The sequence below is a fragment of the Stenotrophomonas sp. PE591 genome, assembly GCF_018320795.1.
GTDB classification, from domain to species: Bacteria; Pseudomonadota; Gammaproteobacteria; order Xanthomonadales; family Xanthomonadaceae; genus Stenotrophomonas; species Stenotrophomonas maltophilia.
Genome location: NZ_JAAOKO010000004.1, coordinates 288839 through 315492 on the forward strand (window position 1 = coordinate 288839; position 26654 = coordinate 315492).

General features: G+C 68.1%; 25 protein-coding genes. 5 read left to right on the forward strand and 20 right to left on the reverse strand.

Features of this window, described 5'->3' with window-relative positions:
* Nucleotides 1-13 precede the first annotated feature (13 nt).
* A complete protein-coding gene (locus JLDANKMP_RS13195; protein ID WP_111118316.1) occupies nucleotides 14-694 on the reverse strand; it encodes a TonB C-terminal domain-containing protein in 681 nt (226 codons plus the stop codon).
* Between the two features lie 577 nt (nucleotides 695-1271).
* Complete coding sequence (locus tag JLDANKMP_RS13200) at nucleotides 1272-1736, reverse strand: Lrp/AsnC family transcriptional regulator (RefSeq protein ID WP_005409896.1); 465 nt, start codon at nucleotides 1734-1736, stop codon at nucleotides 1272-1274.
* A gap of 127 nt (nucleotides 1737-1863) precedes the next feature.
* Here JLDANKMP_RS13200 and JLDANKMP_RS13205 point away from each other — a divergent pair, with 127 nt between their 5' ends.
* Both JLDANKMP_RS13205 and JLDANKMP_RS13210 read left to right on the forward strand, forming a co-directional pair.
* Nucleotides 1864-2595 carry an AzlC family ABC transporter permease gene (locus JLDANKMP_RS13205; RefSeq protein ID WP_065177662.1) on the forward strand — a complete coding sequence of 244 codons (732 nt, stop codon included), beginning with the start codon at nucleotides 1864-1866 and terminating at the stop codon, nucleotides 2593-2595.
* Nucleotides 2592-2906 carry an AzlD family protein gene (locus tag JLDANKMP_RS13210; RefSeq protein ID WP_005409898.1) on the forward strand — a complete coding sequence of 105 codons (315 nt, stop codon included), beginning with the start codon at nucleotides 2592-2594 and terminating at the stop codon, nucleotides 2904-2906. The genes JLDANKMP_RS13205 and JLDANKMP_RS13210 overlap by 4 nt, the downstream gene beginning before the upstream one ends.
* Nucleotides 2907-2958: 52 nt before the next feature.
* Here JLDANKMP_RS13210 and glgX read toward each other — a convergent pair whose 3' ends face one another.
* Genes glgX through glgA form a run of 7 tightly spaced genes read right to left on the reverse strand, consistent with a single transcriptional unit; the run spans nucleotide 2959 to nucleotide 15091 of the window.
* Nucleotides 2959-5079, reverse strand: a complete 2121-nt coding sequence (gene glgX / locus JLDANKMP_RS13215) for a glycogen debranching protein GlgX (protein WP_212561358.1) — start codon at nucleotides 5077-5079, stop codon at nucleotides 2959-2961.
* Nucleotides 5066-5236: a DUF2934 domain-containing protein gene (locus JLDANKMP_RS13220; RefSeq protein ID WP_005413658.1), complete on the reverse strand. Its 171-nt coding sequence runs from the start codon at nucleotides 5234-5236 to the stop codon at nucleotides 5066-5068. The genes glgX and JLDANKMP_RS13220 overlap by 14 nt, the downstream gene beginning before the upstream one ends.
* Nucleotides 5205-7778, reverse strand: a complete 2574-nt coding sequence (gene treY, locus JLDANKMP_RS13225; protein WP_212561359.1) for a malto-oligosyltrehalose synthase — start codon at nucleotides 7776-7778, stop codon at nucleotides 5205-5207. Before treY ends, JLDANKMP_RS13220 begins: the two co-directional genes overlap by 32 nt.
* A complete protein-coding gene (locus tag JLDANKMP_RS13230) occupies nucleotides 7775-9619 on the reverse strand; it encodes a 4-alpha-glucanotransferase (RefSeq protein ID WP_114618329.1) in 1845 nt (614 codons plus the stop codon). Before JLDANKMP_RS13230 ends, treY begins: the two co-directional genes overlap by 4 nt.
* On the reverse strand, nucleotides 9616-11334 hold the full coding sequence (gene treZ, locus JLDANKMP_RS13235; RefSeq protein WP_212561360.1) for a malto-oligosyltrehalose trehalohydrolase: 1719 nt from the start codon (nucleotides 11332-11334) through the stop codon (nucleotides 9616-9618). Before treZ ends, JLDANKMP_RS13230 begins: the two co-directional genes overlap by 4 nt.
* Nucleotides 11331-13568 carry a 1,4-alpha-glucan branching enzyme gene (locus JLDANKMP_RS13240; protein ID WP_212561361.1) on the reverse strand — a complete coding sequence of 746 codons (2238 nt, stop codon included), beginning with the start codon at nucleotides 13566-13568 and terminating at the stop codon, nucleotides 11331-11333. The genes treZ and JLDANKMP_RS13240 overlap by 4 nt, the downstream gene beginning before the upstream one ends.
* Nucleotides 13565-15091 carry a glycogen synthase GlgA gene (glgA, locus tag JLDANKMP_RS13245; RefSeq protein WP_212561362.1) on the reverse strand — a complete coding sequence of 509 codons (1527 nt, stop codon included), beginning with the start codon at nucleotides 15089-15091 and terminating at the stop codon, nucleotides 13565-13567. The genes JLDANKMP_RS13240 and glgA overlap by 4 nt, the downstream gene beginning before the upstream one ends.
* A 441-nt stretch (nucleotides 15092-15532) precedes the next feature.
* Here glgA and JLDANKMP_RS13250 point away from each other — a divergent pair, with 441 nt between their 5' ends.
* Both JLDANKMP_RS13250 and JLDANKMP_RS13255 read left to right on the forward strand, forming a co-directional pair.
* Nucleotides 15533-15961 (forward strand): PAS sensor domain-containing protein, encoded by a 429-nt coding sequence (locus JLDANKMP_RS13250; RefSeq protein ID WP_005409905.1) that lies wholly within the window; start codon nucleotides 15533-15535, stop codon nucleotides 15959-15961.
* A complete protein-coding gene (locus JLDANKMP_RS13255) occupies nucleotides 15958-17487 on the forward strand; it encodes a sulfite reductase flavoprotein subunit alpha (protein WP_212561363.1) in 1530 nt (509 codons plus the stop codon). Before JLDANKMP_RS13250 ends, JLDANKMP_RS13255 begins: the two co-directional genes overlap by 4 nt.
* Before the next feature lie 235 nt (nucleotides 17488-17722).
* Here the strand turns inward: JLDANKMP_RS13255 and JLDANKMP_RS13260 are convergent, their stop codons facing one another.
* The 11 genes from JLDANKMP_RS13260 to moaA all read right to left on the reverse strand — a co-directional run bounded on the left by JLDANKMP_RS13260 (nucleotide 17723) and on the right by moaA (nucleotide 25691).
* Nucleotides 17723-18391, reverse strand: coding sequence for an ATP-binding cassette domain-containing protein (locus tag JLDANKMP_RS13260; protein ID WP_212561364.1), 669 nt, complete (start codon nucleotides 18389-18391; stop codon nucleotides 17723-17725).
* The gene (gene modB, locus JLDANKMP_RS13265) at nucleotides 18381-19064 is read right to left on the reverse strand and encodes a molybdate ABC transporter permease subunit (RefSeq protein WP_005409908.1); all 684 of its coding nucleotides are present in this window, start codon (nucleotides 19062-19064) and stop codon (nucleotides 18381-18383) included. Before modB ends, JLDANKMP_RS13260 begins: the two co-directional genes overlap by 11 nt.
* Nucleotides 19065-19067: 3 nt before the next feature.
* The gene (modA, locus tag JLDANKMP_RS13270; RefSeq protein ID WP_212561365.1) at nucleotides 19068-19811 is read right to left on the reverse strand and encodes a molybdate ABC transporter substrate-binding protein; all 744 of its coding nucleotides are present in this window, start codon (nucleotides 19809-19811) and stop codon (nucleotides 19068-19070) included.
* A 23-nt stretch (nucleotides 19812-19834) separates the two neighbouring features.
* Nucleotides 19835-20611: a helix-turn-helix domain-containing protein gene (locus JLDANKMP_RS13275; protein ID WP_212561366.1), complete on the reverse strand. Its 777-nt coding sequence runs from the start codon at nucleotides 20609-20611 to the stop codon at nucleotides 19835-19837.
* A 68-nt stretch (nucleotides 20612-20679) separates the two neighbouring features.
* A complete protein-coding gene (locus tag JLDANKMP_RS13280; RefSeq protein ID WP_005413668.1) occupies nucleotides 20680-21045 on the reverse strand; it encodes a hypothetical protein in 366 nt (121 codons plus the stop codon).
* Nucleotides 21042-21584 carry a molybdenum cofactor guanylyltransferase gene (locus tag JLDANKMP_RS13285; protein ID WP_212561367.1) on the reverse strand — a complete coding sequence of 181 codons (543 nt, stop codon included), beginning with the start codon at nucleotides 21582-21584 and terminating at the stop codon, nucleotides 21042-21044. Before JLDANKMP_RS13285 ends, JLDANKMP_RS13280 begins: the two co-directional genes overlap by 4 nt.
* Before the next feature lie 105 nt (nucleotides 21585-21689).
* Nucleotides 21690-22190, reverse strand: coding sequence for a molybdenum cofactor biosynthesis protein MoaE (locus tag JLDANKMP_RS13290; protein WP_005413670.1), 501 nt, complete (start codon nucleotides 22188-22190; stop codon nucleotides 21690-21692).
* Nucleotides 22191-22193: 3 nt separating this feature from the next.
* Entirely contained in the window at nucleotides 22194-22454 is a 261-nt protein-coding gene (locus JLDANKMP_RS13295; RefSeq protein WP_212561368.1) for a MoaD/ThiS family protein, read from the reverse strand.
* Nucleotides 22454-23707, reverse strand: coding sequence for a gephyrin-like molybdotransferase Glp (gene glp / locus JLDANKMP_RS13300; RefSeq protein WP_212561369.1), 1254 nt, complete (start codon nucleotides 23705-23707; stop codon nucleotides 22454-22456). Before glp ends, JLDANKMP_RS13295 begins: the two co-directional genes overlap by 1 nt.
* Nucleotides 23707-24702 carry a bifunctional molybdenum cofactor biosynthesis protein MoaC/MoaB gene (moaCB, locus tag JLDANKMP_RS13305; protein WP_212561423.1) on the reverse strand — a complete coding sequence of 332 codons (996 nt, stop codon included), beginning with the start codon at nucleotides 24700-24702 and terminating at the stop codon, nucleotides 23707-23709. Before moaCB ends, glp begins: the two co-directional genes overlap by 1 nt.
* Before the next feature lie 8 nt (nucleotides 24703-24710).
* Nucleotides 24711-25691 carry a GTP 3',8-cyclase MoaA gene (gene moaA / locus JLDANKMP_RS13310; protein ID WP_212561370.1) on the reverse strand — a complete coding sequence of 327 codons (981 nt, stop codon included), beginning with the start codon at nucleotides 25689-25691 and terminating at the stop codon, nucleotides 24711-24713.
* A gap of 564 nt (nucleotides 25692-26255) precedes the next feature.
* Between moaA and JLDANKMP_RS13315 the strand changes: the two genes are divergently transcribed.
* Nucleotides 26256-26630 carry a hypothetical protein gene (locus JLDANKMP_RS13315; protein ID WP_212561371.1) on the forward strand — a complete coding sequence of 125 codons (375 nt, stop codon included), beginning with the start codon at nucleotides 26256-26258 and terminating at the stop codon, nucleotides 26628-26630.
* Nucleotides 26631-26654: the final 24 nt, after the last annotated feature.

Genomic DNA, 26654 nt, shown 5'->3' on the forward strand with positions numbered 1-26654 from the left:
CGAATCCTTGAAGTCATGGAAGGGGCGCGCGCCGGCCACAGTCATGGTCGGTGCCGGAAGGACGGATCTGCAGCGTCACCGGCTGCGGCAGCGCAGCGGCATCGGGCGCCAGCACCAGGCCCTGCAGCGCCTGCAGCAGGCGCGCATCGCGGCGGGCGCTGCCACTGCCTGACAGCAGCTCGGGCTCGCTCACCTGGCCCGCGCCGTCGATGCGGAAGCGCAGCGTCGCGGCATAGCGGCCGGGCGCGATCTCCGGGTCGTCACAGAACGCCGCACGCAGCCGCTGCTGCAGGCCGCCGTAGCGACGCCGACGTTCGGCCTCGGGAAGTTCGGCGCCAACTCCCGATGCGGCGGCCGAGGGCGCACCCCGGCGCAGCACCACGCGCTGCTCGCCGATCACCTCGGCCTCGATACCGGAGTCCTGCAGCAGCACCTGCAACGCAGGCAGCGGCGCCAGGCTGCCGCGCAGCGCATGGCTGCTGCGGCCGGCGGCCAGGTCACCCGGGTACATCACTGACCACCCACTGATGACGCTGAAGCGCTCGACCGCCTGTTCCAGCGGCTGCGCGGGAATGTCGTAGGCATGAACAGCGTCCTGCGCGGCAGCGGCAAAGGACAGCAGCAGCCATGCGGCGATGGCCACCTTCCAAATTCTGACCGCATGGTGTCCATTCAGCCCCCTGACGTAGAACACATGACCCTCGGCAGCGACAGCAGCTGCAGTGGACGCGCGCCACCACCGGAAGCCCGGCCCGCGCGCGACCCGCAAGCGGGCTCAAACCGTACTGGGGGTACATGTCATTGCGATGACCGCCGCCCACGGCCTGGCATCGAGCCAGGCTCCGTAAAGCCAGTCACGCATCAGGAATCAATGAATCGAACAGACCTGTTCATTTGCTCACAGGGTAAGAGCCCGTTGCGCAGCAACGGGATCCGACCCCGTACCGACCCAAACGTGTCGACCAAGGTCGACACCCACCAGGAGCAGCTCATGCCGTTCCGGCAGATCGTGGAAATCTGTCGAAGGCGGGGTGGGTCCGGTTGCGGGGGCGTGAGCCGCATGGATGCGGCGACCGAGCTTACATGGACGTACTTGCAGCGTCCCCCGCAACCGGACCCACCCCGCCATCCCTCAGCAGGCCCGCTGTTGCTGTTGCTGTTGCTGTTGCTGTTGCTGTTGCTGTTGCTGTTGCTGTTGCTTCTGAGGTTGCCGGCCAGCGGCCGGCACTACCCGCGGGTGCCGGGTGCAACCCGGCCGCAAACCCCATCCCTCAAAGCGGCAGCTGGGTCGTCTGCTTGATCCGCTGCATCGGAATCTCGGTCTTGGTGTTCTGCACCCCCGCAATCCGGTTCAGGTGCTGCATCTGGAACTGCCGGTAGGCATCCAGGTCGGCCACCGCCACCCGCAACAGGAAATCGCAGTCACCGGCCATCAGATGGCATTCAAGCACTTCCGGGAACGACTTGATGCTGTTGATGAAATGATTGGTGGTGTCCTCGTCCTGCCCGCGCAGCCACACCCGCACGAACACCGTGAAGCCACGGCCCACCTTGGCCTCGTTCAACAAGGCCACATAGCGGTCGATGTAGCCGCCCTCCTCCAGCAGACGCACCCGGCGCAGGCAGGCCGACGGCGACAGCCCGACCTGGCGAGCCAGCTCCAGGTTCTGCAGGCGGCCGTCGCGCTGCAGGGCGTCGAGGATGCGCCGATCGAGGTTGTCCAGCTGGTACTGCATGGAATTTCACCCCTTTCACTTCTGGCCGCATGAAATATCAATCATCCAGAATCAAGTGGTATCAACGCAACCCGATTTCGCGATTGGACCGCTAGCATGGGCCACCCCCACCTTGTTGTGCCGTTCGATGGACGCCCGTACCACCCTCCCCCTGCCTGACACCTGCGATACCGCGCCGCGTGCCGAATTCCTGCGCGGCCTGCGCGCCGCCGTGCCGGTGATGATCGGCTTCATTCCCTTCGCCTTGGTGCTCGGCGCGCAGGCAGCCCAGAAAGGCCTGAGCGCACTGGAAGTGCCGCTGATGACCGGCCTCAACTTCGCTGGCGGCTCGGAGTTCGCTGCCGTCGAACTGTGGACCTCGCCACCGCACATCGCACTGATTGTGGCAATCACCGCGCTGGTCAACAGCCGCCACCTGCTGATGGGCGCCAGCCTGGCCCCGCTGCTGCAGCACCTGCCGCGCCGCCGCGTGCTGCCAGCCCTGTTCTTCATGTGCGACGAGAGCTGGGCGATGGGCGTGGCCGACGCGCGCCGACGCGCGCTTGGCTTCAGCCTGGCCTACTACCTGGGCGTCTCGGCAGGCCTGTACACGGTCTGGGTGGCCTGCACCGCGCTGGGCGCGATCGTCGGCCCGATGCTGGGCGACATCCACGCCTACGGCTTCGACATGGCCTTCCCCGCCGTGTTCCTGGTGCTGCTGCGTGGCATGTGGCAGGGCATGAAGGCCGCACGGCCGTGGCTGGTCAGCCTGGTGGTGGCCGCTGCCACCTACCTGCTGATTCCGGGTGCCTGGTACGTGGCCAGCGGCGCATTGGCCGGCCTGGCGGCCGCCTGGCTGCTGGCGGAGGACGCAGCATGATCTTCAACGGACTGATCCACTGGACCTCGGTGCTGACCATCGTGCTGATGGCCGCCGCCACCTACCTGACCCGCATCGTCGGCTTCCTCGCGCTGCGCAACCGCACACTGAGCAAACGCGCAGTGACGGTGATGGAAGCCGCGCCGGGCTGCGTGCTGATCTCGGTGATCGCCCCGGACTTCGTCGCCGACAAGCCGGCCGACCTGGCCGCGCTGGCGATCACCCTGCTGGCCGCCACGCGGCTGTCGATGCTGCCGACCGTGCTGATCGGCGTGGTCTCGGCGGGTGTGCTGCGCTATCTGATGGGGTAGCTACCGGTCCGCCGGGCAATGCCCGGCGTACCGTAGTGGCGCAGCAGTGCAATCACGCGCTGCTGCTTGCCGCCAGCAGGCACAGGCTGCGCGGCGGCAGCGTCCAGGCGCCTTTCTCATCCGGCTCCAACGGCGTTTCGTCGGTCTGCAGGAGCACGCGCCGGAACGACAGGGCGTCGTCTGACACACAGAACCGCTGCGGCTGCTCCCCCGCGTTCAACAGCAGGGCCAGGCTGACATGCCGCCCGGGCTCGCGCAGGCCACTGTCCGGACTGCGACCGTCCAGCACGATCGCCAGCGCACGCAGCCCTGCGTCATGCCAGTCCGCTTCCTCCATGCCGCGACCATCGGGATGCCGCCAGTCGATATCGCGCAGGCCCAGCGCCTCATCGTACTCGCCGCGCAGGAACCGGTTCCGGCGCAGCAGGCCGTAGCGCCGGCGCAGTGACAGCGCCCGCCGCACGAACGCCACCTGCGCCTGTGCAGCCGGCAATGCTGCGCGCTCCCAGTCGATCCAGCTCAGTGGATTGTCCTGGCAGTAGGCGTTGTTGTTGCCCTGCTGCGAATGGCCGAACTCATCGCCTGCCAGCAGCATCGGCGTTCCCTGCGCCAGCAGCAGCGTGGCCAGCAGGTTGCGCATCTGCCGCGCACGCAACGAAAGGATCGCCGCATCATCGGTGTCTCCCTCCACGCCGTGGTTGCTGGAGAGGTTGTGCGAGTGGCCGTCACGGTTGTCCTCGCCGTTGGCCTCGTTGTGGCGATCGTTGTAGCTGACCAGATCGTGCAGGGTGAATCCATCATGCGCCGTCACCAGATTGATGCTGGCCGACGGTCGCCTGCCGTGGTGTTCGAACAGGTCGGCCGAGCCAGTGAAGCGCGTGGCAAACTCCGCCAGCTGCCCGCCATCGCCACGCCACAGCGCGCGCACCGTGTCGCGGAAGCGGTCGTTCCACTCGGCCCAGCCCGGCGGAAACTGGCCCAGCTGGTAGCCGCCCGGGCCGATGTCCCATGGCTCGGCAATCAGCTTCACCTGGCTGAGAATCGGGTCCTGGCGTACCGCATCGAGGAAGCTGCCCGAGGCGTCGAAGCCATGCCGTTCGCGGCCGAGGATGGTTGCCAGGTCGAAGCGGAACCCATCCACCCGCATCTCGGTCACCCAGTAGCGCAGGGAGTCCATGACCATGCGCAGCGCACCGGCATTGGTCAGGTCGAAGGTATTGCCGGTACCCGTATCGTTGATGTAATAGCGGCGATCATCGGCCAAACGGTAGTAGCTGGCGTTGTCGATGCCCTTGAACGACAGCGTAGGGCCCAGCTCGTTGCCTTCGGCCGTGTGGTTGTACACAACGTCCAGGATGACCTCGATGCCCGCGTTGTGCAGGCGCGCGACCATCTGCTTGAACTCGGCCACGGTGCCCAGCGACAGATAGCGTGCCTGCGGCGCGAAGAAGCCGATGGTGTTGTATCCCCAGTAGTTGCGCAGCCCGCGCTCGAGCAGCTGCTGGTCATCCACGTAGGCATGCACCGGCAGCAGCTCGATGGCGGTCACCCCCAGATGGCTGAGGTGGTCGACCACCGCATCGTGCCGCAACGCGGAGAAGGTACCGCGCTCGGCCTGCGGGACGTCGGGATGCTGCATGGTCAGTCCGCGCACGTGGGCTTCGTAGATCACGGTCCGGTCCCAGGGCGTGGCAGGTGCACGCTCGACGCCCCAGCTGAAGGCCGGATCGATCACGGCACAGCGTGGCATGTAACTGGCGCTGTCGCGGCGGTCGAAACTGAGATCGCCATCGCGGTGACCCAGGGTGTAGCCGAACAGGTGTGGGGCCCACTTCAGTTCGCCGACGATCTGCTTGGCGTAGGGGTCCAGCAGCAGCTTGTTGGGATTGAAGCGATGGCCCTCTTCCGGGGCATACGGGCCGTGCACCCGGTAGCCGTAACGTTGCCCGGGCCGCACGTCCGGCAGGTAGCCGTGCCAGATCTCGTTGGTGTACTCGGGCAGCGCGATACGCTCGACTTCACGGTTGCGCGCGTCGAACAGGCAGAGTTCCACCCGGGTGGCGTGCCGCGAGTACAGCGCGAAGTTCACACCCAATCCGTCCCAGGTCGCCCCCAGCGGGAAAGGCCGGCCTTCGCGCACCCGCGAGGTCTGCGTCCACTTACGGCTGGCCATCGGTTCCCTCCTCGTCGCGGGCAGCGGCAATCTCGGCTTCCACCAGGCGCTCGGCCATGTGCCAATGCCGCTGCTGCTGGTCGTCCGGCCGCCCTTCCGCTTCCCATATCTGGTGGGCCAATGCCTCAATCCGCTGCCGTCGTTCCCTGCTGTCCATTCCTGTCCGTCTCCTCGTTGATCCATACCGCCAACGGGCTGCCAGCCAGAAGCCGTGCCGCGTCCCCGGTTGCCTTGAAATGTTCGATGCGCCCGTCCAGCAGGTTGCGCATGGGGCCTGTCGGCAGCCCGTGCAGCATCACGCCAGTGCCGACGTCGTGTGCTGCGTGCAGGCTGGGCCCGGGCACGGCGGTGGGCGAACCACGCCGCACGATCACCAGCAGCACCTGCGCCTGATGCCTGCGCGCGAATGCCAGCCAGGGCGAACGCGCCGGTACGGACAGCGGCTGCAGTTGGCCGTGCAGGAACAGCTGCGGGTGCCTGCGGCGGCACTCCAGCAAGCGCCTGAGCAGAAATGCCTTGATGCCACCGTCCCGCCAGTCCTCCAGCAGGGCGGGCCAACCGCGCGTATCGCGCAGCCACGCCTGCCGCACTGGATAGTCCACGGCACGCCGGTTGTCCGGGTCCACCAGGCTCAGGTCCCAGCCTTCTCCGCCCTGGTAGAGGTCGGGCACGCCGGGCAGGCAGTGCTGCAGGCACAGCTGTGCCAGGCCGTTGCAGGCGCCGGCCGGCGCAATGCGCGCCACGAACGTCGCCAGCGCCTCCCGCACCGGCTGCAATGGCGCTCCATCCAGCAGTGCGTGCAGCCACTGCGCGGCGGCCTCCTCCACCGCCACGTTGGGATCGGACCAGCTGCTGACCCGTTTGCCCTCGCGCAACGCCTTGGTCAGCCATTGCACCATCCTCGATGCGAAGTCGGCGCCCGGGTTACCGTGCATCGGCCACGCGGCCACGAGCGCCTCCCACAGCGCATAGGCCTCGGCACCCGGCAACGGCATCGGCGCGCCCGCGCGGGTCGACATCCGGCTCCAGCGCCGCACGGCGTCCCGCCACTCGACCGTGCAGGTGCTGAGAACCGCCAGCCGCGCCCGGCTGTCGGCCCCGCGCTTGTGATCGTGGGTCGCCAGCGCAAGCAATGCCCGCGGATGGCGCTGCAGGCGTCTCACTGCGTGTTCCAGCAGCTCGCGTCCCTCCATGCCCAGCCGCTGCGGATCACTTCCGACTTCGTTGCGCGACAGCAGCCTGAAGTAACGATAGAAGCCTGTGTCCTCCACCGACTTGGCATTCAACGGCGCGGCCAATTGCCCGAATCTCACCCGCAGCGCGCGCTCGGCCTCCGCCTCGCCGGGAAGTGCCCGCAGCAGCAGATCCAGTGCCGCGTGTGCCGTACCGTCCAGTGCCTCGCGTGCTGCCGCGGCAGCGTCCACCAAGGCCTTCCGTTCACCTGCATCCTGCAGCGAATAGGGGCGGTAGGTACGGTAGTGCCGCAGCAGCGCGGCCAATGCACGGGCAAGCGCAGCGGCTCCGATATCGGCTTCCGCCAGCCGGGGCTGCAGGACCCGCTGCGCGCTGCGCAGCAGTCGCTGGAAGTCGGTGTGAAGCGACGTGCGCAGCAGCATGCTGCGGGCATCCTGCTGCAAGTCGTCAAAGCTGCGCGCGTCGCCACTCGCCGCTTGCCAGGTGCGGGAGAGCGCGGGTGCAGCAGCCGGATCATGCAGCCAGGCGCCAACCTGGTCCATGAAGTCATAGCCCGTCGTGCCGTCGCAGGCCCAGCCATCGGGCAGCTGTTCGTCCTCCGCCAGTATCTTCTCCACATGCACGCTCACTGCCTGTGGGTCGCGACCGCCTGCCGCGCAGGCCGCGTCGAGCGACGCACGCAGGTGTTGCAGGTACGGCCCGGGTGACGACAGGCCATCCACATGGTCAATGCGCAGGCCGTCAACCCACCCCGCACGCACCAGCCGCAACGGCAGCGCATGCACCGCCGCGAACACATCGTCGCGCTCCACCCGCAGTGCGGCCAGTTCGTTGATGTCGAAGAAGCGCCGGTAGTTCACCTGATCGGCCGCCGTGCGCCACCAAGCCAGCCGGTAGTGCTGCCGCTGCAGCAGCGTGTGCAACCGTTCGACGCTGCGGTTGCAGCGTTCCGCCCATGCCGGCCACTGCGCGGGTGCCAGCGGATGGCTGCGCGGAGACAACGGCAATGCCAGCCCGTGATGACGCAGCGTCGGCCGCTCATCGTCCACTGCTACGCGCAACACGCCATCGCGCACGGCGTCGTGCAGTGGCCGGTCCAGCACAGGCAGCCAGAGCCGGCCCTCGCAACCCGGCGCCTCCCAGTCAATGTCGAACCATCCTGCATGGGGACTTCTGCACCCGTGCAGCAGCACATCGTTCCACCAGGGCGTCTGCGGGGATGCCGCAAGATGGTTGGGTACGATGTCCAGGATCAGGCCCATGCCATGCGCACGCGCCGCTGTCGCCAGCCGCTGGAAGGCTTCTTCGCCGCCCAGTTCCGGATTGATGCGGGCCGGGTCGATGCCATCGTAGCCATGCATGGACCCTGGCATCGCAGCGCTGATCGGCGACAGGTAAAGGTGGCTGACGCCCAGCGCGGCGTAGTACGGCAGCTGCGCCGCAGCGGCCTCGAAGTTGAAGCCTGCATGCAGCTGCAGGCGTGCGGTGGCACGCAACCGGGTCATCGTCCCGCCTTGCGCCGCGTGGCGCTGAACCGGGCAATGCGCGCGTCGGCCGCGTCCGGATCCCACGCAAGCGGCAAGCGTCGGCGCCAGTTCGGGTGACCGTTGACGGTACCCGGCAGGTTCACCTGCGCGCGGCTGCCCAGCGCATCTTCCAGCGGGAGCAGCGCCAGCCGTGAAGGTGCGTGCGCCACCAGTGACAGCGCACGCGCTTCCAGCGTCGCGCCCTCGCCCCGGGCGACTGCGGACAGCGCCTGTACCTCGCTGGCACGCGCGTGCAGCGCCGCGGGAAGCTCGGTCAGCTCACCCAGGCGTGCACGCCAGCGCAGGTCGCGCCCACGCAGCCAGCCGGCCAGCGGCGGCAGATCATGGGTGGAGGGCATGGCCACCGCATCGCGGCGCCACCGTGGCGCCGGCAGGAAGCGCTCACCGTTGCGGGCGAACGGCAGCACCTCCAGCCCCAGCACGCCACGGGCTGCCAGTCGCTGGCGGATACCCGGAGGAACCACGCCCAGGTCTTCGCCAATCAGCACGCAGCGATGGCGCCACGATTCCAGCACCAGCAGGTTGATCAGATCATCGAACGGATAGCGCAGATACACCCCCTGCCCGGCGCCCGCGCCACGAGGCAGCACCCACAGCCGCTGCAGGCCCAGGATGTGGTCGATGCGCAATCCACCGCGACCCGCCATCACGGCGCGCAACACGCGGATGAACGGTTCAAACCCCTCGCGCTGCAACGCAGAGGGTGACCAGCTGGTGATACCCCAGGCCTGGCCCAGCGGATTGAACGCATCCGGCGGCGCGCCCAGCTCGAGGCCCTGCAGCAGGCGGTCGCCGCCGGTCCGGGCCTCGACGCCCTGCGGTGCACAACCCACTGCCAGATCCGCGATCAGTCCGATCGACGCGCCGTCGTTGCGCAGTCCCGCCTGCACCTGCGCCCAGCCTTGCCGCGCCAACCACTGCGCAAACGCATGGTCGTCGGCGCTTCCAGTGAATCGGTCGGCGGCGTGCTGGCAATACTGCAGCAGGGGTTCGCCCTGCGCATCGCACCACGTCTGCATCTGTTCGTACTGTGCCGGCGCCTGCTGCCGCAGCCATTGGCGCCCCTGGCGCAGCCAGCGCCACTTCACTGCCGCCGAGTGCGGCCAGTCGATGCGGCGTGCTGCGGTAGCCGCTTCAACGGCCATCGCCAGTGCTTCGTCCTCGCGCAACACGCTGCCGGCGGCCTCCGGCAAAACCTGCGGCAGCGACACCTGCAGCGGATCGAGCCAGCGCCGGTCGCTGGGCGAGTAAGGACTGTAGCCCGTGCCCGGTGCCAGGCCGGCGTGCAGCGGACTCAACGCCAGTGCATCGCCGCCGTGACGGTGCAGCAGCTCGCGCCACCGCGCACAGCCGGCGCTGTCACCGATGCCGGCATCACCGGGCGCGCGCAGGCTGTAGACCTGCGCCGACAGACCCCAACCGCGCAGCAGGCCCTGCGGCCACCAGGCACGCTGCGGTGCCACCGCAACCGCCTGTTGCTGCCCGCCCTGGCGCCACTGCCAATAGCCTGGCTGATCCGGAACCCGCCAGCGCCCTTGCGCATCCGCACGTGCAGGCAACGCTGCGCCCTGCTCATCCACCCAGCACGCCGCGCCCGTTGCCTCAGGCATGGCCAGGAGCTGACCACAGCAGGCGGTGAGCAACGGGTGGGCCACCGGCGCACCGTCGCACGCGAACTCCGACAGCACGGCGCGCAGCACGTCCGGCGCAACCTCGCGCTCTGCTCCGGCCACGTCGGTCCAGCGGACCAGCAGGCCCACACGGCGAGCCGCCTCCCGCACCGCCGCATCCGTATTCATGCGGCGATCCAGCGCGCAAGCGCACCGCCGCCTGCCGGCAGCATCGCGGCCGCGTCCGGCCCAACGACGCACTCGCCGGCCGGCACCGCATGCGCCACCGGCACAGGGCCCACGTTGATCGCGATCCACCATTGGCCCGAGGGCAACTGCCAGCCCGCCTGCACCGCGCCTTGGCCCAGCACGCGCGCGCCCAGCGACCGCGCCTGCAGCAGGCCAGGCTGCAGATAGCGCCTGCGCAGGCCGAGGAACTCACCCGTGCAGCGCAGCCAGTGCTGCGACCAGGGATCATCGCCGGGTGGCAGTGTGTACGAGGCCTGCAGGGTCGCCGCATCGTTCGGGTCCGGAATGCGCGCGCGCGAGGCGACACCGGCAAAGGCGCTGAAACCCGCGAATTCACGGCGACGTCCCTCGCGCACGGCTTCGTCCAGCGGTGGCGCGTAGTCGGTGAAGAACAGGAATGGCGATTGCGCCTGCCACGGTTCGCCCATGAACAGCAGCGGGATCATCGGCGTCAGCAGGGTCAGGGCCAGCGCCGCGCGCAGCGGGGCAGGATCGGTCAGCATCGACAGGCGCTCGCCGAAGGCGCGGTTGCCCACCTGGTCGTGGTTCTGCGCGAATACCACAAAACGCGCGGGCGACAGGTCGACGCTGGGCTCGCCACGGGGATGGCCGTGCAGGTCCGGCTCGCCCTGCCAGGCGAATCCTTCGGCCAGGCAGCGCGCCAGGAGTGCTTCGGCGCGCCCGGCATAGGCCGCGTAATAGCCTTCCTGCTCGCCGGTCAGCATCACATGCAGCGCGTTGTGGAAGTCGTCGTTCCACTGCCCCTGATAGGCGCCGCGCAGCCACCGCGCCTGGTTGCGTTCGTTCTCCAGCACCAGGTGCGCCTGCGGCACCGCCGAGCGTACCTCATCGGCCAGCTGCTGCAGGAACCGGTCATCGTCAATGGCGTGCACAGCATCCAGGCGCAGTCCGTCGACGCCATAGTCGCGCAGCCACATCAGCGCATTGTCGATGAAGAAGCGCCGCACCCAGGGCTGGCGGAAGTCGATGGCCTCGCCCCACGGCGTGCTGCGATCGTCACGGAAGAACCCGCGCGCGTAGTCGCGCAGACGGTTCCCCTGCGGCCCGAAGTGGTTGTAGACCACATCCAGCAGCACCGAGAGCCCTGCATCGTGCGCGGCGTCGACAAAGGCCTTCAGCGCGGACGGACCGCCATAGGCCTGCGCGGGTGCATACGGGAACACGCCGTCGTAGCCCCAGTTGCGGCCACCGGGAAACTGCGCGACCGGCATCAGTTCAATGGCGGTGATGCCCAGGGCCGCCAGCATCGGCAGCTGCGCGGTCAACGCCGCGAACCCGCCGCCGGCCTCGATGTGCACTTCATAGATCACCAGGTCCTGCCAGGCATGCCCCTGCCACGTGGGATGTGCTCCATCCGTGCCAAGCACCACCGCGCTGTCACCATCGACGCCGTCCGGTTGCCAGCGCGAGGCCGGGTCGGGCACGTCCTGACCGGACGGCAGGCGGAACCGGTAGCGGTCACCATGCGACGCCTGTGTCCGCAGCCAGTGGCAGCCGTCCGGGTCGCGGTGCATCGGCCGCAGCACGCCCTGCAGGCACAGCGCCACGGTGCCTGCGTCCGGTGCCCACACGCGGAACTCGACACCTTCACCGGCCACCGGCCATGCGCCCAGGCGCGGCGCCACTGCGGTCATGCATCAACCTGCAGGTACAGCGTGGACAGCGGCGGCAGTGTGAGCCGCAGCGACTGCGCGTGACCATGCATCGGCCTCGGCTCGGTATGCACTGCGCCGAGGTTTCCCGCGTTGCCGCCACCGTAGTAACCGCTGTCGGTGTTGAGCCGTTCGGTCCAACACCCCGGTTGCGGCACACCGACCCGGTAGCCGTCGCGACGTACCGGAGTGAAGTTGCTCACTACCAAAAGGGTGCGGCCGCTACCGGCCGGATCCCGGCGGATGAAGGCGTAGACGCTGTTGCGGCTGTCGTCGGCCACGCTCCAGTCGAAACCGCGTTCGTCGCGTTCGTCGCGGTGCAACGCGGGTTCGGAGCGCAGCACGGCATTGAGGTCGCCCACCAGGCGCGACAGGCCCTGGCCCTCGTTGCTGGCCGCCCGTGCCCAGTCCAGTGCCGCATCGTGCGACCACTCCTGTCCCTGACCGAACTCGCCGCCCATGAACAGCAGTTTGCTGCCCGGGTGCGCCCACATGAAACCGTAGTACGCGCGGAGCTGGGCCAGCCGCTGCGCCGGCTCGCCCGCCATCTTGGCCAGCAGCGCTCCCTTGCCGTGCACCACCTCGTCATGCGAAAGCGGAAGCACGAACTGTTCGGAGAAGGCGTAGACCAGGCCGAAGCTGATCTCACTATGGTGATGCGGGCGATGAACCGGATTGCGCCCCAGGTACTGCAGGGTGTCGTGCATCCAGCCCATGTTCCATTTGTGGGTGAAACCAAGCCCGCCCTGCTCCACCGGCGCGGTCACCCCCGGCCATGCAGTGGATTCCTCGGCGATCACCAGCACGTCCGGAAAGCGCTCGCGCAGCGTCTGGTTCATCCGCCGCAGGAACGCGACCGCCTGCAGGTTCTCGCGCCCGCCCTGCTCGTTGGGTATCCACTGGCCCTCGGCACGGCTGTAATCCCGGTACAGCATGGACGCCACGGCATCCACGCGCAGACCGTCGATGTGGAACCGCTCCACCCACTCCAATGCACTGCCGATCAGGTAGGCGGCCACTTCGTTGCGGCCATAGTTGTAGATCAGCGTGTCCCAGTCGGCGTGCACCCCTTCACGCGGGTCGGCATGCTCGTACAGCGCGGTCCCATCGAACCCGGCCAGGCCATGAGCATCGTTGGGGAAGTGCGCGCTCACCCAGTCCACGATCACCCCGATGCCGGCCTGATGGCAGCGGTCCACGAAGCGCGCGAACGCCTGTGGCGTGCCATGGCGCGCCGTTGGCGCGTAGATCCCCAGTGGCTGATAGCCCCAGGAACCGCCAAAGGGATGCTCGCTGACCGGCAGCAGCTCGATGTGGGTGAAACCAAGCCCTGCCACGTACGGAATCAACCGGTCGGCCAAGGCATCCCAGTCCAGCGGCGAACCATCGTCGCTGCGCTGCCAGGAGCCCGCATGCACTTCGTAGATGGACAGCGGCGTGCAGGTTCCGGCCTGCCGCCGCGCCGCCAACCATGCATCATCGTGCCACTGCATCGGCGCGGCCGAAGGCACCCGCGAGGCGGTGGCCGGTGGCAGCTCGGCCCAGCGCGCCATCGGATCGAACTTGTCGGGCATCACCCGGCCCTCGGCGCCGACAATGCGGAACTTGTAACGGGCACCGGCCTGCACGCCAGGCAGGAACAGCTCCCACACGCCAGCGGTGTGGCGCAGCCGCATCGGATGGCGCCGGCCATCCCACCCGTTGAAATCGCCGACCACGGCAACCCTTCGTGCGTTGGGGGCCCACACCGCGAAGCGCACGCCGTCGATACCCTGTACCTGCATCGCTACTGCGCCCAACTGCCGCGCTGCATCAGCATCACCGGCATGGAAATGCTGCAGCAGCGCCTCATCCAGCAGCGGACCGAAGGAATAGGCATCGTGCACCTGCTCCACACCCTGCTCGAAATGCAGGGCGAGCAGCGGCACGGGCGCTTCACCTGCTGCACCTTCGAACAGGCCGGGCAAGGGACCCGGTTGCAGATCCCAGCGCCGCTCCGGGCCCGCAATCACCTCCACGCGACGCGCGTGGGGCACCAGAACGCGCAGCTGGCGCTGGCCATCGGGCTGTTGGTGCGGCCCGAGCCAGGCAAACGCATCGGCCGGCCGTGCATGAACCAGGTCGTCCAGGGCCGGAGCCACCACGCCCTCCTCCCGTCCGGCAGTCGCCATGGGCTCGTCCTCGAGGGCGACCGGCTGCAGGCTGTCGTGACTCATGCGGCCACCTGGCAGGTCTGCTGGTACAGGGCCAGATATGCGCGCCCCGCCGCATCCCAACCGCCCGGCCGCAGCATGGCCGCGCGGCGCATGGCCTGCAGCAGGCCGGGCAGGCGGAAGGTGCGCATCGCCCGTTCCACACAGCGGCGCAGGCCATCGGCATTCGCGCCGTGGAACAGGAATCCGGTCACGCCATCCTCAACGGTATCGACCAGCCCGCCGGTCGCGTGCGCGATGGGCAGGCAGCCGAAGCGCTGCGCGTACATCTGGCTCAACCCACAGGGTTCGAAGCGTGAGGGCATCAGCAGGAAATCGGCGCCAGCAAACATCTGGCGGGCCAGCGCCTCTTCGAAGCCGATGAATGCGCCCACCCGTCCGGGGTAGCGCCGGGCCAGCGCCTGCACCTGCGCTTCCACCTGCGGCTCGCCGCCACCGATGATGACCAGCTGGCCGCCAGCCGCCACGATCTGCGGCGCCACGTCGCATGTGATGTCCAGGCCTTTCTGGTGCACCAGCCGGGAGACCACCGCGAACAGCGGGCCGGCCGAGGGCGCCAGGCCGAATGCACTGCGCACCGCGTGCGCATTGGTGGCGCGCCCGGTCCATTCGCCGATGCCGAAATGGGCCTTGAGATGGATGTCACGACGGGGGTCCCAGCTGGCGTCAATGCCGTTGACGATGCCACTCAGGTGGCCACCGGCGGCGCGGCGGGCCAACAGATCATGCAGTCCGCAACCATCGTCCGGGGCGGTGATCTGTTGCGCGTAGCGCAGGCTGACCGTGTTCAGCCGCGTGGCATTGGTGATGCCACCCTGCAGGAACGACATCTGCCCATGGAAGTGCAGTTCATCCAGGTGCTCGACCGGCACGCCCAGCACAGGTGCAAGCGCATACGGAAACAGCCCCTGGTAAGCCAGGTTGTGGATGGTCAGCAGGGTCGGCACGGTGGTCCGATCCCAACGCACGTAGGCTGCGGCCATGGCCACAGGCCAGTCATTCAGGTGCAGCAGCTGCGGCGACCAGTCCAGCCCGGCACGCCCGGCCGCAATCTCCGCCGCCGCGTGTGAGAGCGTGGCGAAGCGAACCGCGTTGTCCTTCCACTCCTGGCCATGCCCATCGACGTATGGCGAACCTTCGCGCTCGTACAGCTCTGGCGAGAGCAGCACGTAGATCGGAAGGCCGTCTGCCTGCACTGCCATGCCGATTCCGCACGCAGGCAGGCCCGCCCTCGCGCTGACCTGTCCCACCCGCTGCAGCTGTGGCAGGCGCTGCAGTACCTCCGGGTAGCCGGGCAGCAGCACGCGCGAATCACAGGCGCCGCGTACCGCACGCGGCAGGGCTGCGGCCACGTCGCCCAGCCCCCCGGCCTTGATGAAGTCGGCCATCTCGCTCGCGACGAACAGCACACGCTGTACCAGTTCCGGCAGCTGCAGTGGCTGCGAGTGGCCACGCCGGGTGCCGATCGGCACGAGCGAACCAGGAGAGGTCGCAACAGATGAAGCGGACTGGACAGCGCGGGCCATGGGAGGGTCTCTCGGGTATTTCAGGCAGACGGACGCCAGCGGCGCCCGGACGGGCGCTGATGGTGGGAAGGAAGTCGACGCAGGACGTGGGGGACGTCAGCGAGAGGCTCAGGACGACAATAGCCCTGCATGCGATCAATCAACCGTGAAGCCATGGCGATTTCTTTGTGACAACACGTCATGAGCTCAGTACACATGACATGCGCCCGCGTCCTGCCCGTGTCTCCTGCGATGGGGCCGAGCCCACGCCCGGCTGTTGGCAATCCCACGTGCCGCCTGAGCCGAGCTGGATTGGTCTTTAAGAGACTCACCCTGCGACACCCGGTCGCAGGCCTTCGCGCTACGCGCTTGACCAATGTCAAACCGCCCGCCGCCGCGCGGGCGTATTCCTATGCAGGACCCGAACACGCCGGCGCGGCCGGCATCCACAAGGACCCTGCGATGAGCTACACCCCCGACAACGCCCAGCTGCTGAACGCCATGCAGAACGTCATGGTGATCTCCACCACCGACCTGCAGGGCAACATCACCTACGCCAATGACCTGTTCTGCACGCTCACCGGCTTCGCCCGCGAGGAACTGATCGGCCAGCCGCACAGCATCGTGCGCCATCCGGATGTTCCCAAGGCCGTCTACAAGGACATGTGGGACACCATCAAGGCGGGCAAGACCTGGACCGGCATCGTGCCCAACCTCGGCAAGGGCGGCGTGCTCTACGTGGTCGACACCACCGTGCAGCCGCTGTTCGACGCAGACGGCAACATCACCTCCTACATCAGCATCCGCCGCGTGGTGAACGACCTGATGCAGAACTACGACCTGGTCGAGTTCAGCAAGGAAAAGTTCGACGACTTCTACGAGGCCGCGTGAACGCTCTCCCGACCAGTACGCCCTTCAGCCGTCTGCTGGTGGGTTTCGCGTCCGAGTCGGGCAACGCCCGCGCCCTGGCCCAGCGGCTGGGCGCGGAGCTGCAGCCGCATGGGCCGCAGGTGCTCCCGTTCAACGACATCGACGTAGCCAGTCTCGGCCAAGGCGATGTGCTGCTGGCGATCTCCAGTTCCTTCGGTGACGGTGAGCCGCCAGCCAATGGCGAGCAGTTCTTCGAAACGCTGCGCCGGATCCCGACGCTGAGCGGCCTGCGCTATGCAGTGTTCGGGCTCGGTGATACCGGCTACCCGAGCTTCTGCGGCTTCACCAAGGCGCTGGATGCCGCGCTGAGCGAGCGCCAGGCGCAGCCGCTGCTGCATCGGGTGGACGCCGACCTGGGCTACGAGCAGTTCTTCCAGCAATGGCAGCCGGTGCTCGGCCAGGTGCTGGATGGCGACCTCAGCGCTGGCCAGGATCTGCACCTGCAGGTCACCGCTTATGGCGAAGACAATGCCTTTGCCGCTCCCATCCTCGAACGCCGCCGCTTGAACAGCAGCGACCCGGCGGCGTGGCACCTGCAGTTGGACATTGCCGGCAGTGGCATGGCCTACCGCGCGGGTGACACCCTGCACGTGGTACCCGAGAACGACCCTGCCTTGCTGCAGGCATTGGCTACCTGGTACGGCGACACCGCCGCCGTGGCCGCCCTGCACGACCGCGAGCTGCGCCTGCTGAGCAAGGGCGTGCTGCGCGAACTGGCCAGGCTCGGCGGTAGCGAGGTACTGAAGGGCCTGTTGAAGGTCAGCCAGAAGCGCGAGCTGGAAGCCTACCTGCACGGCCTGGACCTGCTGGACGTGCTGCAGGACCACGCCACGCCGGACAGCGTGCCGCTGGCCCGGCTGCGCGAGCTGCTTTCACCGCGGCTGCCGCGCGCCTATTCGATCGCCTCACACCCGTGCGACGACCAGCTGAGCCTGTGCGTGCGCGAAGTGCGCTACATCCTGCGCGGCCGCGAGCGCTTCGGCACCGCCACCGGCAGCCTGCTGCATGGCGGCGACCACGCCCGTGTGTACTGCCGCTCCAACCCTGGCTTCCACCTGCCCGATACCGGCCAGGCGCCGCTGCTGCTGGTCGGCACCGGCACCGGCATCGCACCGCTGATGGGCCTGATGCAGGAGCTGCAGGCCAACGGCTGCGAACGCGAGGTGCACCTGGTGTTTGGCGAGAAGCACCGCCAGCACGATTACCTGTATCGCGACCAGCTGCAGGACTGGCACGCGCGTGGCGTGCTGGCCGGCCTGCATACCGCGTTCTCGCGCGATGGCGCTGAAAAGATCTATGTGCAGCACGTGCTGCAGCAGCGCGCCAGCGAAGTGCGCGACGTCCTGGCCCGTGGCGGGCATCTTTACCTGTGCGGCAACAAGCACCATCTGGAAGGCGCGGTGCGCGAGGCCATCGATGCCATCGGTGGCGAAGGACACTGGGACGCGCTGCGGGGTGAAGGCCGCACGCACTGTGAGTTGTATTGATCCCTCCCACTGGACTGCACGAATCCTGGACCGGTAGAGCCGGCCGCTGGCCGGCTGCCTAGTATCCCTTGGTTGCCGGCCAGCGGCCGGCACTACCAGAACATGTAGCCAACCATCGCCCGTGCATCACGGTAGAGCCGGCCGCTGGCCGGCTGCCCAGGATACCGAGGTTGCCGGCCAGCGGCCGGCACTACCATCAGATGTGACCAACCATCGCCGGTGCGTCCATCACGGGTCAACCGCCGACGATGCGACCATCCACCACGCGCGCCACCTGCTGGCCGAACATGGCCACGTCCTGTGGATCGTGGCTGATCAACAGCAGCGGAATGCCGGTCTTGTCCAGCACGGTCTCCAGCTCCTGGCGCAGATGCTGGCGCAGGTCATGGTCCAGTGCGGAGAACGGCTCATCCAGCAGCAGCGCCTGCGGCTGCGTCACCAGGGCGCGCGCCAATGCAGTGCGCTGGCGCTGGCCACCGGAGACCTGCGACGGCAGCAGATCGCCCACCGTGTCGATGCGGAATGCGTGCAGCCACTGCTCCACCGCATCGAAACGCTGGCCGACCCGCGGATTCAACCAGCCCTTCTGCAGCCCGAACGCCACGTTCTGGCGCACGCTCAGGTGCGGGAACAACGCGTAATCCTGGAACACGTAGCCCAGCCGGCGGCGCTGCGGCGGCAGATCCACAGCGGTGGCCGCGTCGAACAGGGTCTGCCCCTGCAGGCGCACATGGCCCTGGCCCGGCCGCAGCAGCCCGGCCACCGCCTTCAGGGTCAGGCTCTTGCCGGCGCCTGAAGGCCCGAACAGCACCACCTGCCGCTGCGTGCACTGCAGCGATACGTCCAACACGAAGTCCTGGCCGGCCGCCTGCAGGCGGCGCTGCACCTGCAGGTCAAGCCACATCACGCAGCTCCCGGCGACGCCCGCCCACCAGCCGCGCTGCCAGCAACAGGATCACGATGCACACCACCGAAGTCAGGATCACCAGCGCATTGGCCTTGCCATCCTGGCCCGCCTGCACCGCCTCGTAGATGGCGATCGACAGCGTCTGCGTGCGTCCCGGAATGCTGCCGGCCACCATCAATGTCGCGCCAAACTCACCCATCGCGCGTGCGAAGGCCAGCAGCAGGCCGGCAAGAATGCCGCGCCACGCCAGCGGCAGCGTGACGCGGAAGAACACCGCTGCTTCGGAAACTCCAAGCGTGCGCGCGGCCTGCTCCAGCTGCCCGTCCACTTCTTCGAACGCCGCGCGTGCCGGCTTGAACACCAGCGGCAGCGAAGCCACCGCCGCGGCGATCACCGCGGCCTGCCAGGTGAACACCAGGTTGATGCCGAACCACGACTGCAGCCACGCGCCGATCGGGCCGTTGCGGCCGATCAGCACCAGCAGGTAATAGCCCAGTACCGTCGGTGGCAGCACCATCGGCAGGGTCAGCAGCGAATCCAGCAGCTCGCGGCCGGGAAAGCGCCGCCGCGCCAGCAGCGCGCCCAGTGCCACGCCCAGCACCAGATTGATCGCGGTGGCCCAGCCGGCCACCTTCAGCGACAACCCCAGTGCGCTCCAGTCCAGATCCATGCGTCAGGGCTTGCCGAACCCGTGCTTGGCCAGGATCGCCTGGCCCGGCGCCGAACGCACGAAGGCGGTGAAGCGCCTGGCTTCGGCCGACTGCGCGCTGGCCTTGGTCACCGCCAGCGGATAGGCAATGCGCCCCGCCACCGGAACCGCGAAGGCGCGGCGCACCCGGTCGGGCATCGCCTGTGCATCGGTGGCATAGACGAAGCCGGCATCCACTTCACCGCGCGCCACGTAATCCAGCGACTGGCGCACGTTCTGCGTCGTGATGATCCTGCCCTGTACCAACGGCCACAGGCCGGCCGCTTCCAACGCACGCTTGGCATAGCGACCGACCGGCACGCTGTCCGGGTTGCCCAGCGCAACGCGCTGCACACCGGCACCGGCCAGGTCCTTCAAGGTGCGCGGCGCGGCCCTGGCCTGCGGCGGTACCACCACCCACAGCGCGTTCACCGCGAACACCTCGCGGGTACCGGCCGCCAGCAGGTCCTGCTGCTGGGCCTGGTCCATCGTGGTTTCATCGGCCGACGCGAACACATCCACCGGTGCGCCACGGCTGATCTGCTGCAGCAGCACGCCGGATGCGGCGAAGTTGAAATCGACCTTGGTTCCCGGGTGCGCCCTCTCATACGCCGCGCCCAGCTCGCGGAAGCTCTCGGTCAGGCTCGATGCCGCCGACACCGTCAGGTCGGCCGCCCAGGCCGGTACTGCAGCCAGCATTCCCAGCACCAACAGCCCCGCTCGCATCATGGGTCGGCCCCTCGCTTGCCTGATCAGTCCAGTCCGGATTCCCGAGCCACGGCCAACGCCGCCAGCCGTTCGGGTTGCAGCAACAGCATCTCACGTTGGTTCACCGCAATCACACCCTCTTCGCTCAAACGGCGCAGCACGCGGCTCACTGTCTCCGGCGCCATCCGCAGGTAGTTGGCGATATCGGTGCGTGCCATGCTCAGGTTGAATCGGGTCGCCGAGAAGCCCCGCCGGGCATAGCGCTCGGAAAGATCCAGCAGGAACGCCGCCATGCGCTCCTCGGTGCGATGGTTGGCGGCCAGCGTGGCCACCTTGCCGATCTCGGCGCTGAGCAGGCTGAACAGCCGCGCCTGCAGCCCCGGCATGCGGCTGGCCAGCAGGCTCAATCGCGGGAACGAGATCCGGCACAGGTAGACGGTGTCCAGGGCCACGGCGTTGCAGGGAAAGCGCGCGCCATGGATGGCATTGAGCCCGATCACCTCGCCCGGCAGGCTGAAACCCAGCACCTGCTCATTGCCCTGGCTGTCATCGACAAAGGTCTTGACCATGCCCGCGCGGACCGCTGCGATCGAGTCGAACGGATCGCCTGCACGGAACAGGTAGTCGCCGGCCTGGAACGGGCCGACGTGGTCGACCAGCACATGCAGTTCGCCCAGCGCGGTCTTGTCGTAGCCCTGCGACATGCAGGCATCGGAGAACGCGCAGGTGCTGCAGAAGTGCAGCGCGTCTCCGTCGTCGGCCGCTGCCGGATTGGGCGTGGCCGGTCGGGACGCGGGCGGAGCGGAGGGGTTCAGGGGCATTGCAGCGACGCAGTAACGAAGGCCCTCATCATACGACAGCGCACCACCCGGCCCTGCGCAACCTGCGCCTACTCGGGCGCAGGTTCAGAACGCCGCTGCGGGCCACGCTGCCGCATGCTGTCGCGCACGTCCACGTCGAACTGCAGCTGCAGCATGCTGTCGTCATCCAACGCGATACCGAAGCCCAGGCCATCGCGGCAGGGCAGCCTCCCCGCCAGCGACTCGACGGCCTGGCGCGGCAGTACCAACCGGCAGAATGTACCGCCATCGAGCAGCACGGCCTGGTCGCCGGCATGCAGCGACAGCGCCACGCCCCAGCCACCGCTGCCACCAAAGCGCGTCAGGTTCTCCACCGATTCACCTGCCAGCAATCGAGCCAGTTCTTCTTCATCCACGCGCAGGCGCATCGATTGCTGTTGCAGCTGGACCTTCATGCTGTGATGGACTCCCATTCCGACGGGGTATTGCAGTTGAGCAGCAACGCCTGATCCTCCGGCGCCAGTGGCAACCGTGTCACGCCCAGGCGTTCCTGCAGGGCGCGCAGTGAACGGCGCGCCGTCGGGTCATCGATCAAGGCCTGCAGCACGCGGCGGCAATGATCATCGATCTGCAACCGCATCGGCAACGGTTCATCGTCGAATACCGTGCAGGCGCGCGCTTGATCGGCCTGCAGGCGCTGCAACAGCGCGGGTGTCACCCGCGGCGTATCGACCGGCACCACCCAGGCAGGGCCATCCGTCATCTGCATCGCCACACTGTAGAGGCCGCCCAGTGGGCCGCAGCGTGCAACCCGATCCGGGATTCCGCCAAACGCCGGGTAGTTTCCGCTGACCCAGACCTCGCGTGCGCCGGCCTGCATCAACAGGCCCCGCACGTGTTCCAGCAGGGTTCGACCCTGCCACGGCAGCAGTGCCTTGTCGCGGCCCATCCGGGTGGACAGGCCACCGGCCAGCACGATGCCGTTGATGCTCATCGCAGTAGAGCCACGCCATGCGTGGCTGCGTCGGCCGGGTGCATCGGGAAAGCCTCATCCACGCATGGCGTGGATCTACTGAGTCCCGCGCCCTGAAGGGCGCGGTCAATGCCCGTGGTCATGCGTATGGTCATGGGAGTGCGAAGCTTCGCTGTCCGCATGGCACAGGCTGCACCCCTCGCTCCACTCGCTGTCGCCGTCCTCGTAATGTTCCTGCTTCCAGATCGGGCACTGGTGTTTCACCACCTCGATCAACTGCCGGCAGGCGCGGAACGCCTCGTCTCGATGCGGGCTGCCCGCCGCCACCACCACCGCCACATCACCAATGCCCAACCGCCCCTTGGCATGTGCCACATACAGCTTCAGCTTCGGCCCGAACGTGGCCTCGACCTCGGCGGCCAGCCGCTTGAATTCGTTCAGCACCAGTGGTTCAAACAGGTCGTAGGTGATCCCGGTCACCCGCCGGCCCACATTGACGTCGCGCACTTTGCCGATGAACACATCGATGCCGCCGAAGCCCGGATCGGAAACCGCCGCGATGCCCTCGGCCGGATCGATTGCCGCCTGCGCGCGGTCCACCACCTTCGCGATGATCTTCTCGCTCATCGCTCAGCCCCCGCTCACCGGCGGCAGGATCGCCACCCGGCCATCGTCTGGCAGCGCGTCATGGTCGCGCAGCACACGTTGCTGGTCGGCGAATGCCGAATAGTCCAGCAGGCCCGCGCGGAAACCGGGCCAACGCAGCGGCAGCAGCTCGCGCAGCGCTTCGCGCAGATCCGCCACGGTGCCACCGGCCACCTCCACCGCGATCTCACGGCTGGCATCCAGATCGGAAAACGCACCGAACAACTGCAGATTCACCTGTCTCATCACGGCTCCTGGCTCGCCAGCTGCACCGGGTCCTGATGACCCCAGCCCTGCACACGCACCGGCGTGCCGGCAGCGGCCACGCCGCCCTCGCCTTCCAGCACCACCCAGGCATTGGCCTGCAGCATGGACATCAAACGGAACGACTCCTGCCCAGCCAGCACGCGCGCACTCAGGCGGCCCTGCGCGTCCACTTCCACCCGGGCCCGCGCATGAAAGCGTAGGCCCGGCGGCGTGCGCACGTCGGCCTGCAGCGGCAACGTCAGCACCTGCTCGGGTGCCAGCCCCAGCAGGCGGCGCAGCACCGGCTCGACAAAGAAGCGCTGGCCCACCGCAGCCGACACCGGGTTGCCCGGCAGGCCGAAATACAGCGCGCCATTGGGCAGCACCGCGAACAGCAACGGCTTGCCGGGGCGGATCGCCACCTTGTGGAACACGATGCGCGCACCCCGGCCGCGCAGCGCGTCGGGAATGAAATCGTAGCGGCCGGCCGACACTGCGCCGGTGCTGATCAACAGCTGCGCACCCGCGTCCAGCGCTGCATCCAGCACCGCATTGAACGCGGCCACCTCATCGCCCACCGTGCCCTGCCAGACCACCTCGGCACCGGCGGCCTGCAGGCGGCCGACCAGGTACGGCCGGTTGCTGTCACGGATCTGCCCGGATTCCAGCGTATGCGCCGCCTCGGTCACCAGCTCCTTGCCGGTAGCAATCACCGCCGCCCTCGGCCGCGCCGCCACCGCCACCTCGCCCACGCCGATCGCATGCAGCAAGGTGCGCGCGTTGATGTCCAGCACCTGGCCGGCCTGCAGCACGCGCTCGCCTTCGCTAACGTCTTCGCCACGCAGGCGCACGTTCTGGCCCGGCTTCACCGATGCCTTCAGGGCGATGCGGGTCGGGCGGCCGTCCTCGCTGGCGAGGATCTCCACGTTCTCGACCGGCACCACCGTATCCAGCCCAACCGGCATGCGCGCGCCGGTCATGATCTCCCAGGCGCCCTCGCCGCCGTCGGCACCGGCATCGCCGGCCGCTTGCCAACCCTGCACGGCAAATTCGGTACCGGCCTCGAACGTCGCGCCGTCGGCGCGCAGCGCGAAGCCGTCCATCGCCGAATTGTCGAACGGCGGCAGTGACTGCGCGCTGTGGATGTCACTGGCCAGCGTGCGGCCTGCGGCCTCATGCAGCGGCAGATGCTCGGCCGGCAGCGGCGTGGCCGCGTCCAGCAGGTGCTGCAAGGCATCGCTGTAGGCAATCATCAGTGGCCATCCCCCTCGACCATGACCAAGGCGTGGCCCAGCACCGGCGCCAGGATGTCCAGGCACTGCGCCGCCGCCTTCGGGCTGCCCGGCAATGCAAACACCAGCATATTGCCCAGCTGCACCACTTCGGCGCGGCTCAGCCAGGCCATCGGCGTGTGCTGTGCGCTCAGTGCCCGCACCATCTGCGCCAGGCCATGCACCGGCCGCGCGTTCAAGGAACGCAGCGCTTCCGGGGTCAGGTCACGCGGGCCCAGCCCGGTACCACCGGTACACAGGCACAGGCGCACGCCGCCGGCGGCCAAGGCCTGCAGGCGGCCCGCCAACGGCTCGATGCCATCGGGCAGTACCTCGGCGGCTACCACCTCGCCCCCCAGCTTCTTCAGCCCGGCCACCAGGGTCGGGCCGGAGATATCCTCATAGGTGCCTTCGCTGGCGCGATCACTCAGCGTGATCACCGCGCAGGCCGCACCCTCCAACCCCTTAGGTGCACGCGGGTTGAAACGCGCGCGCTCGTCCTCGTCCATGCCATCCGGGTGCAGCCAGACCCCGCGCTTGCCGCCTTCCTTGAACAGCAGGCGGATGCCTTCGATGCGCAACGCCGGCTCCACCGGCTTGCTCAGGTCGTACAGGGTCAGCAGCGCCGCGTTGACGCCGGCCAACGCTTCCATTTCCACGCCGGTGCGCGCCTCGCTGGCGCACTCGCACCACACGCGGATCGCCTGCCGTTCCGGCACCGGCGCGCAGAACACCTGCACCAGTTCCAGTGGCAGCGGATGGCACAGCGGCATCAGCATCGACGCCATCTTGGCGCCCTGCAGTCCAGCAATCTCGGCCATCACCAGCGCATCGCCCTTGGGCAGGCGGCGCTCGACGATCAGCGGATAGGCCACTGGACCGGCATGCAACTCGCCCACCGCCACCGCACGGCGGCGGCTGATGCGCTTGTTGCGCACATCGGCCATGTGGAAGGCCGCGTTCAATTCCCCACTCATCGTGTTGCTCATCCTCCGATCGAGGCCAGGTGCGGGGTCAGCCCGGTCTGGCCCTGGTGCAGTCCATGCCCGGCCGCTTTCAGGCCAAGCTGGGTCGTGATGCGTGCCAGCAGCGCGTCGTGGTCCTCATCGCGCTGCAGCAGCGGGCGCAGCGGCACGCCGAACTCGCCGAACAGGCAAAGCCGCAGGTCGCCCTTGGCGGTCACCCGCAGGCGGTTGCAGCCCTTGCAGAAGTCACGCGAATACGGGGCGATGATGCCGATGCTGCCGCGATGGTCGGGGTGGCCGAACTCGCGCGCCGGACCGGCATCGCCGGCGCGCGGGCGCTCGTGCCAACCGGCAGCCAGCAGCTGCTCGATCACCACGTCGGCGCGCAGGTGGTGGCGCTGGAAATAGGCTTCGTTGTCGCCGGTGCGCATCAACTCGATGAAGCGCACGCTGAAGGGGCGGTCACGCAGGTAATCCATCCACTGCGGCAGCTCGTCGTCGTTCAGGCCACGCAGCAGCACCGCGTTGAGCTTGATCGCCGGGAGGCCCAACGCCTGCGCCAGCGCCAGGCCCTGCTGGATCTCCGGCAGGCGGTCGTGCCCGGTGATGGTGTGGAAACGCTCGCGTTGCAGGCTGTCCATGCTCACGTTCAGCGCAGTCAGGCCTGCCCGGTGCCAACCCGGCAGGCGCCGCGGCAGCAGCGTGCCATTGGTGGTGATGGCCACCTTGCGGATGCCCGGCACCGCCGCCACGGTGGCGATGATCTCGTCCAGATCCTTGCGCAGGCTGGGCTCGCCGCCGGTCAGGCGGATCTTGCTCATGCCCAACGCCGCGAAGGCCCGCACCAGGCGGCCGATCTCATCCACCTGCAGGAAACGCGGGTGGCCATCGGCCTGGTACCCGTCGGGCAGGCAGTAGCTGCACCGGAAGTTGCAGGCTTCGGTGAGCGACAAGCGCAGGTACGGAAAGCTGCGTCCGAAGCTGTCGGTGAGTTGGCTCATGGCTGTTCCGCCTCCTGGTACCACCCTGCAGCCCTGCCCCTGAACGGGTTGTCGACCCCAACCTGCAGAGTGCGCTGGGGCGTTGAAAGCGTCAACCCGGGAGGTACGCAGCCTGAATTGGCACCGCCTGTCGCGATAGGCCCTCCGCGCGCGTCCCGTTCGCCGTGACAACCTCGACACCTGTCGCAGATTGCACGTTGCGGGCGGATCACTACGCCAGCCAGCACTGGCGGGGCTTAACAGCGTAGGACAATGTCAAATGCGTCTCCAATCGAGTGATGTTTGCAACTCTTCTGATTGGCATTGCACAGCGCCAGGGGCTCAGATGGCGTGCCACCGGAAAAGGGTGGCCGGGCTTCGAATCCCGTGTTGGCTTTGAGTAAGTGCGCTTGCCAGCCGGCGTCACCATGCGTGGCGCCGGCTGGCAATCCGTCTGCCGGCTACGGCGGGCGGTGCGTTGGGGGCGTTCGCGCCCGCCGGCTTGAAGCCAACCCGGATTCGAACCACGTACCGCCCGCCACCTTTCGGGTGGCGGCTACCGATCGCCCTGCACGGAGCCTTGCCATGAACGAATCGGACTTCCCGCATCTGCACGCCTACCGCAGCACCGCCGGCGACGACGGTTCGCCTCCGGCTGCGCCAACAGTGGACAGGAACACCTTCATTGCCAATCTCCACCGCATCGGCTCTGGTGCGGCGTCCGATGGACAGCCCTGGCCCGAGCGGCATCAACTGCCCGGCCGCTGCCTGGCCCTGGCCGATGCCGATTGCGCGTTGAGTGGATTGCGGGTGGTGCTGGAAATGCTACTGGCGGCGGAGCGCACCCGGCAGAATGGCGAACCGGAAGAGTACGTGGGCGACCGGGTGATGGAGGGGTTGGTCATGGCCTGCCAGTCGTTGTGCGCGCAGGCGGTGGGGCGGTTGCAGCCCGAAGGGTGAATGCCATGTGCCACGCCCTTCAGG

Bases quoted from the DNA above. Each gene is read 5' to 3' on its own strand.
- JLDANKMP_RS13205 (WP_065177662.1), top strand. From the start codon at position 1,864: ATGGACGCCCGTACCACCCTCCCCCTGCCTGACACCTGCGATACCGCG.
- JLDANKMP_RS13290 (WP_005413670.1), bottom strand. From the start codon at position 22,190: ATGAGCGAGAAGATCATCGCGAAGGTGGTGGACCGCGCGCAGGCGGCA.
- JLDANKMP_RS13285 (WP_212561367.1), bottom strand. From the start codon at position 21,584: ATGAGCATCAACGGCATCGTGCTGGCCGGTGGCCTGTCCACCCGGATG.
- glp (WP_212561369.1), bottom strand. From the start codon at position 23,707: ATGATTGCCTACAGCGATGCCTTGCAGCACCTGCTGGACGCGGCCACG.
- JLDANKMP_RS13280 (WP_005413668.1), bottom strand. From the start codon at position 21,045: ATGAAGGTCCAGCTGCAACAGCAATCGATGCGCCTGCGCGTGGATGAA.
- moaCB (WP_212561423.1), bottom strand. From the start codon at position 24,702: ATGAGTGGGGAATTGAACGCGGCCTTCCACATGGCCGATGTGCGCAAC.
- glgX (WP_212561358.1), bottom strand. From the start codon at position 5,079: ATGGCCAGCCGTAAGTGGACGCAGACCTCGCGGGTGCGCGAAGGCCGG.
- JLDANKMP_RS13200 (WP_005409896.1), bottom strand. From the start codon at position 1,736: ATGCAGTACCAGCTGGACAACCTCGATCGGCGCATCCTCGACGCCCTG.
- treY (WP_212561359.1), bottom strand. From the start codon at position 7,778: ATGACCCGGTTGCGTGCCACCGCACGCCTGCAGCTGCATGCAGGCTTC.
- glgA (WP_212561362.1), bottom strand. From the start codon at position 15,091: ATGGCCCGCGCTGTCCAGTCCGCTTCATCTGTTGCGACCTCTCCTGGT.
- JLDANKMP_RS13295 (WP_212561368.1), bottom strand. From the start codon at position 22,454: ATGAGACAGGTGAATCTGCAGTTGTTCGGTGCGTTTTCCGATCTGGAT.
- treZ (WP_212561360.1), bottom strand. From the start codon at position 11,334: ATGACCGCAGTGGCGCCGCGCCTGGGCGCATGGCCGGTGGCCGGTGAA.
- modA (WP_212561365.1), bottom strand. From the start codon at position 19,811: ATGATGCGAGCGGGGCTGTTGGTGCTGGGAATGCTGGCTGCAGTACCG.
- JLDANKMP_RS13315 (WP_212561371.1), top strand. From the start codon at position 26,256: ATGAACGAATCGGACTTCCCGCATCTGCACGCCTACCGCAGCACCGCC.
- modB (WP_005409908.1), bottom strand. From the start codon at position 19,064: ATGGATCTGGACTGGAGCGCACTGGGGTTGTCGCTGAAGGTGGCCGGC.
- JLDANKMP_RS13275 (WP_212561366.1), bottom strand. From the start codon at position 20,611: ATGCCCCTGAACCCCTCCGCTCCGCCCGCGTCCCGACCGGCCACGCCC.
- JLDANKMP_RS13230 (WP_114618329.1), bottom strand. From the start codon at position 9,619: ATGAATACGGATGCGGCGGTGCGGGAGGCGGCTCGCCGTGTGGGCCTG.
- JLDANKMP_RS13210 (WP_005409898.1), top strand. From the start codon at position 2,592: ATGATCTTCAACGGACTGATCCACTGGACCTCGGTGCTGACCATCGTG.
- JLDANKMP_RS13220 (WP_005413658.1), bottom strand. From the start codon at position 5,236: ATGGACAGCAGGGAACGACGGCAGCGGATTGAGGCATTGGCCCACCAG.
- JLDANKMP_RS13260 (WP_212561364.1), bottom strand. From the start codon at position 18,391: ATGTGGCTTGACCTGCAGGTGCAGCGCCGCCTGCAGGCGGCCGGCCAG.
- moaA (WP_212561370.1), bottom strand. From the start codon at position 25,691: ATGAGCCAACTCACCGACAGCTTCGGACGCAGCTTTCCGTACCTGCGC.
- JLDANKMP_RS13250 (WP_005409905.1), top strand. From the start codon at position 15,533: ATGAGCTACACCCCCGACAACGCCCAGCTGCTGAACGCCATGCAGAAC.
- JLDANKMP_RS13240 (WP_212561361.1), bottom strand. From the start codon at position 13,568: ATGAGTCACGACAGCCTGCAGCCGGTCGCCCTCGAGGACGAGCCCATG.